Below are 5,813 nucleotides of genomic sequence, written 5' to 3'. Positions count from 1 at the left end.
CAGCCGTTATGAGGCCGAAGTCGTGCCCGGCGTGTGCTCGATGCTCGGCGGCGCTTCGGTGCTCGGCGCGCCGCTGGTGTATCGCAATCAGAGCCTGTCGGTGCTTTCCGGCGTGCTGCCCCAGGAAGAATTGAAGCGGCGTCTGGCCGATGCCGATGCGGCGGTGATCATGAAACTGGGACGCAACTTTCCCAAGGTGCGTCAGGTGCTGGAAGAACTCGGTCTCGCCGAGCGCGCGCTGTATGTCGAGCGCGCGACCATGGCCAACCAGAAGATCGTGCCGATGGATCAGGTCGAGCCGATGTCCTCGCCGTACTTCTCGCTGATCATCGTCCCGGGCGAACGGTGGCAAGGTTGATGAGCCAAGCGACTCCCGCCATCGTCATTCTCGGCCAGGGCAGCCTCGCCACGGCGCGGCGCATTCAACAGGTCTATCCGGCGGCGCAGATCCACGGCCTCGCCGGACGGGTTGAAGGCGCCGACAGCAGCTATCAGGAATTCGGCGCGACCCTGCGCGCGTTGTATCAACAGGACACGCCGATCATTGCCCTGTGCGCGGCCGGCATTGTCATTCGCACGCTGGCGCCGCTGTTGCTGGAGAAAGGCGCCGAACCCGCCGTGCTGGCGGTGGCCGAAGACGGCAGCGCGGTGGTGCCGTTGCTCGGTGGCCTCGGCGGGGTCAACGTCATGGCCCGGGAGATTGCGGCGGCGCTGCAAGTCGCGCCGGCGATCACCACCAGCGGCGAATTGCGCTTTGGCACCTGCCTGCTCAATCCGCCGAGCGGCTATGCACTGGCGGATCTGGAATCGGGCAAACGCTTCGTTTCCGACCTGCTCGCCGGGCACAGCGTGCGCATCGAAGGCGCGTCGCCATGGCTGGATCAGGCGCAGTTGCCGCAGGATCCGCAGGCGCAGCGGTCGATTCATGTGAGCAGTGCGCAGCGGGTGGCCAGTGCCGATGAATTGCTGATCTACCCGCGCAGTGTGGCGGTGGCGGTGAGTGCTGAGGTGGCGGATCTGCCGAACGCCATTCGCACTGCGTTGCAACAGGCCAGCGTCGCCGTGCCGGCACTGGCGTGTCTGGTGGCAGCAGACGCTGAAATGGCCGCATCGAATTTGCGCGAAGCTGCGCTCGAGTTGGGCGTGCCGCTGCGCTTCGTCGCGGCGCAAAACGATCTTCAGACGTTGGCCCGGGTTGCAGTGCCTGCGGCGAAGGTGATCAGCGCAGAACATCTGGCGATCGCGATTGCCGAGCAACCGTTGGACGTCGCGCAGATCGGCCGCCCGCGTGGTCGCCTCGCGGTCATTGGCCTTGGCCCCGGCGCCGCCGAACTGATGGTGCCAGCGGTGAAAGCCGAACTGGCCCGCGCCACCGATGTGCTGGGTTACGAAACCTACGTACGGATGGCCGGCCCGTTCCGCGATGATCAGGTGCAGCACTGCACCGACAATCGCGAAGAAATGCAGCGTGCCCGCCATGCCTTCAGGCTCGCCGCCGAAGGCCGCTCGGTGATCGTGGTTTCCTCGGGCGACCCGGGCGTGTTCGCCATGGCCGCTGCGGTGCTCGAAGCCCTGCACGAATCTAACGATCCGGCCTGGCACAGCGTTGATCTGGAAATCCTCCCGGGCGTTTCCGCCTCGCTGGCCACTGCGGCTCAGGCCGGTGCGCCGCTGGGCCACGACTTCTGTGTGATGTCGCTGTCGGACAACCTCAAGCCGTGGTCGATCATCGAGAAACGTCTGGATCTGGCCGCCGAAGCGGATCTGGCCCTGGCGTTCTACAACCCGATTTCCCGGGCGCGCCCGTGGCAGTTGGGCCGGGCGCTGGAGATCGTTGCGCAGCACCGCTTGCCTGAAACACCGGTGGTGCTCGGTCGGGACATCGGCCGGCCGGGGCAGACGCTGCGCACCACGACCCTGGGCGCATTGACACCGGAACAGGTGGACATGCGCACCATGGTGTTGATCGGCTCTTCGACCACCTGCACCTTCGCCCGTGCCGGGGGCGGTGAATGGGTGTACACGCCGCGTTGGTATGGTGAAAAACCGCTGTCCTGAAAAACCCTCCGCTCATGCAATTCTCAGCGACGGGAAAGTTTGAGCGGTTGTAAGTCCGATTGAAGTTTCAATTGTTTTCCACCAGCAATAAACAATGGTCATGTCCCACAGGGCAGGGCCATTTTTTATGCCCGACGGTCGCGCCGGTCCGCTAATTATTTCGCTGCCGTTACAGCGTAGTGCTCCGGTGTTATCAGATATTGCCGGTGACAAGCTTTGTATTCCTTGTTGTTTGTGTGGCGCGTATTCGCCCACTAGGGTGCTGTGTTCACAGCACTTGTCGAGTGTCGTTCAAATCAATCTACCGCTCTGCAGCGGCGCGAAAGTGTGCGCGGTCAATGAGCCATTTAATAAACAAGGAGTGTGTAATGGCTTTGAAAAACGATTATTCGTTCGGGCGAGCGTTCGTATCTGCGCAAGAGTATTCGGTGATCTCCAGGGCGTTACGGGAGTTCTCTGCCTCGGCGCAGTACCAAGCGCTGAACGACTGTTACCAGCAAGCCAGTCAAACGACCGATCCGGTGTCGTTGTTGACCCTGGCGAGCCTGTTTCAAGAGCAACTTGCAGCGCTGCTCAAACGCAAGAAAACCCCTGTCCCGGTGGCTGTCGATGACATTGCGCGCGGGCTGCAACATTATCTGTCACGGCTTTCGACGACCGTGGAAATGTTGTCGGGGCTGACCCGGCCGGTTCCGAAGGTTATCCATTTCGTTTGGGTTGGCGGCAGCGAAGTCGGGGTCAATCAGCGCGATTACATGAATATCTGGCGTCAGGTGATGGCGGCGGAGGGTTACCGCTTCAACCTTTGGTACGACAGCGATGCGTTGCTGGCTTTCGAAATGAACCGGGTCATTCTCGACAGTGCCAGGGCTGATGCGATGGCGTCCGGTGGCGCTGCACTCAAGCATGCCGGGCAACTGGCGACGATGATTGAAGACCGCGCACGGGGGTTGAAACAGCAGATGTTCGACTACCTCAGCCAGCCGAAGTGGAAGGGGCGAGCCGATCAAGCGCGCATCGATCTGATGGTGCGTGCTTATGGCAAGGACCGCGCGACGCTGCAGGCTTTTCGTCAGCGCTGCCTCGACAGCCATCTGGCGATGGTTGGCGCGGATCTGCAATTACGCGATGTATCTCACGCCTTTGCCGATGACTTGCTGGCGGACGTCTACCGTCGCGAAGTGTCGATGCGTGGCAATTTCGCTGCGGCGAGCGATGTAGTGCGCTTGCAGGCGGAACTTCGTGAAGGCGGGCGTTATACCGACATGGATTATCTGCCGCCACTGCTCGACAAGTTGGGCGGTGTCGATATCAGCGATTACAGCCAGACGCAGAAAATCGGTGTTCTGCAACTTCTATTGAACAATGACCCGCAGTTGATGCCTGGACGCGATCCACAGCATTACCCCGACAGAACCGACAGTCTTCCACAACAACATAAACAACTTCTCGAGGATTTTGCTCGCAGCAAACCCGACGTGCTTGAACTGTTCGTGCCGCCACAAACCGTGGAGGCCGGCGAGAACGGCTTTCGCATGGGGCTGCAAATCGGCGAAGAAATGAATGCACATTTCATCGCCCAGCCGGGCAGCGGCATGACGATGTCGATCATGCAAGTGATTCGGCTTAATTACGACGTGCTTACTGAAGTTGAAAGACGCATGGCCAACTCGGGATCCGGGTGGGCCGACAGTGAAACCCTGACCACGGTCGCTGCGGCAGTCATCGAAGAGATGTTGGTCAGGTCGAACTTCACCAACTGGAATGAAGCTTATGCCTACCAATTGCTCAAAGCGGTTGTCACCTATTACCAGGACGGCATTCGTAATGACGCGGGGGGAACGGTAACGCTCACCGGCCCCGGCGCGGCCCTCGCCGGATTGCATGAATACATTGAAGCCAATTGCGATCCGTTTTTCACTCGTCAGGTGCTGGCGCAACAGCGTTTGCGCGAGGGCTACAACGTCAATACCGAAGAGGAAACCATTTCCGGCTGGATCGTCAGGGGCACGGAAAAAGACTGGCTGGAGATGGAACACGCCCGGTGGGCCGAGGGCAAGCTCAAATCCCGTTATGCCGGACGCTTGTCCGACCTGCTCAGTGATCGAAGCCTGACCTTCGAGCGCGGCTGGCCCGTTGTCGAAGGCAAACCGGTGCTGTTGACCGCGGTGCTGCAACGTTTGATGGATGATCTCGGCGAGCCGTTCATTCGAGCGATGCGAGACAAGCTGAGCGGGGAGGTTACCTTCGATCAAGCCGTGGTCATTGACTTCGACACCCGCCAACAGGTGCTGGCGCAAGGACCTGTCGCTGTGCCGACTTCCCGTGGTGCGGATTCCATCAGCCATCTCAACGAACTGTTCAGCCGCATCGCCCACGGAACGCTGCCGCTGGAACAACTGAGCCCGTCGATGCGAGTCGTGCTCGGCGGCATTTTCGGCGCGACGAGCGTGGACGATGGCGGGTTCGCCGATACCTGGCAACAGGTGCGCGACCTGGCCATAGCCACCGACCGTGACGGCACTTTCGCACGCTACGATGCGATTGAAAAAGCCGTGCGCCAGCGCCGCTCGGCGGCGTTCGAGAACGGGCTGGAACGCGACCTGCCGACGGCCACATCGACGACCCGCGAACTCAAGGTGCAAGCCATGTCCGAGCCGCTGACGCTGCGCCAGTGGGGCGAGCGTATCGGCCAGATCAAGCGCAGCGCCCGGCAGGAGTTCCGCACGCAGATCTTGCAGCGCAGCGGCCAGGTGCGTGACGTCTTTTTCAAGGCTGGCGCGGTGTCGGTCAAGCAGTTGCCGCAGGATCTGTTGCAGCACAACGCAGGCGACCCGGGGCGCCGCTGTTATCCGCTGGTGCTGCTGATGGGCGCCGCCGTTGCAACTGGCGAGCCGGCGGAGCGGGCGTTGGTCGGGCATGTCGCCAGCGCCAGCGCGAGTCCCGACGAACTTGGCTCGCGGGCGTTGCGCAGTGCGCTGGACGAACTGCGCGCCTTGCCCACCGGCGAGGTCGGCAGCGCTCGCGGCGTGCAGCGCATGGACAGCATCATCGCCGCGCTGGACGCCACTGCGGCACCTGCGGTGCTGCTGCTCGATACCGGCGACCACGCCCTGCTGCTGGCCAAAGTGCGAACCGGTGAGCACGCGGCCTATCGCTTCTACGACCCCAACTTTGCTCTCTATGGGTTTGCCGATGGTGCGCAGGTGCAGCGTGGCGTAGAGCATTATCTGAGCGCAGACGATAACGCGCTGGCGAAGCTTTATGGTCTGGGCGATGCGGCCAATGCGCCATTCAACGTGATCGAACTGGACACCTCGGCGATCGCCGAGCGCAGGCTGTCATCGGATCTGCGCGTGGACAGTTTTCTGCACAACGTTGCACTGGCCGATCCGCAGGGAGCGTCGATCTGGCACAAACAAGCGTTGGCCCGCACCCGATCTCTGGGCGAAAACGCTCGACTGGGCGCCAGTCTCGCGCAACTGGATGCACGCTACTGGGCCAGCGAGTTCGAGCAGGCGACCGAGCGCTTGCGCCTTGAGCACAAGGTGGCGGGTGATTACGTGCCGTTGCTCGACACCCTCAGGAGCAACGCCGACGGCGGCCACAGCATTACCCTGATTGATCCGCGCAATGCGCAAAACACCCTGACGGTGATCACCCGCGATACGCGTTTTCAGAAACTCAGGCAATACGTCGAACGACTCGTGCAGGGCGGTGCGGCCAGGCCTGGGCAGACGGCTGATCACGACGGT

3 protein-coding genes are annotated in these 5,813 nt (G+C 61.9%); all 3 read left to right on the top strand.

From position 1 onward, the window contains the following. A partial coding sequence (locus tag OQK_RS07765) for an SAM-dependent methyltransferase (protein WP_238537154.1) occupies nt 1-358 on the top strand: 358 nt, incomplete at its 5' end. Beyond that, complete coding sequence (gene cobJ, locus OQK_RS07760; protein ID WP_016771871.1) at nt 358-2,058, top strand: precorrin-3B C(17)-methyltransferase; 1,701 nt, start codon at nt 358-360, stop codon at nt 2,056-2,058. The genes OQK_RS07765 and cobJ, both read left to right, overlap by 1 nt. A gap of 368 nt (nt 2,059-2,426) precedes the next feature. After that, a partial coding sequence (locus OQK_RS31075) for a TcdA/TcdB catalytic glycosyltransferase domain-containing protein (RefSeq protein ID WP_274380845.1) occupies nt 2,427-5,813 on the top strand: 3,387 nt, incomplete at its 3' end.

This window comes from Pseudomonas sp. R62 (genome assembly GCF_000257605.1).
In the GTDB taxonomy this organism is placed as follows: Bacteria; Pseudomonadota; Gammaproteobacteria; order Pseudomonadales; family Pseudomonadaceae; genus Aquipseudomonas; species Aquipseudomonas atacamensis.
This window is presented reverse-complemented; position numbering and strand designations above follow the sequence as displayed.

Bases quoted from the DNA above. Each gene is read 5' to 3' on its own strand.
- cobJ (WP_016771871.1), top strand. From the start codon at position 358: ATGAGCCAAGCGACTCCCGCCATCGTCATTCTCGGCCAGGGCAGCCTC.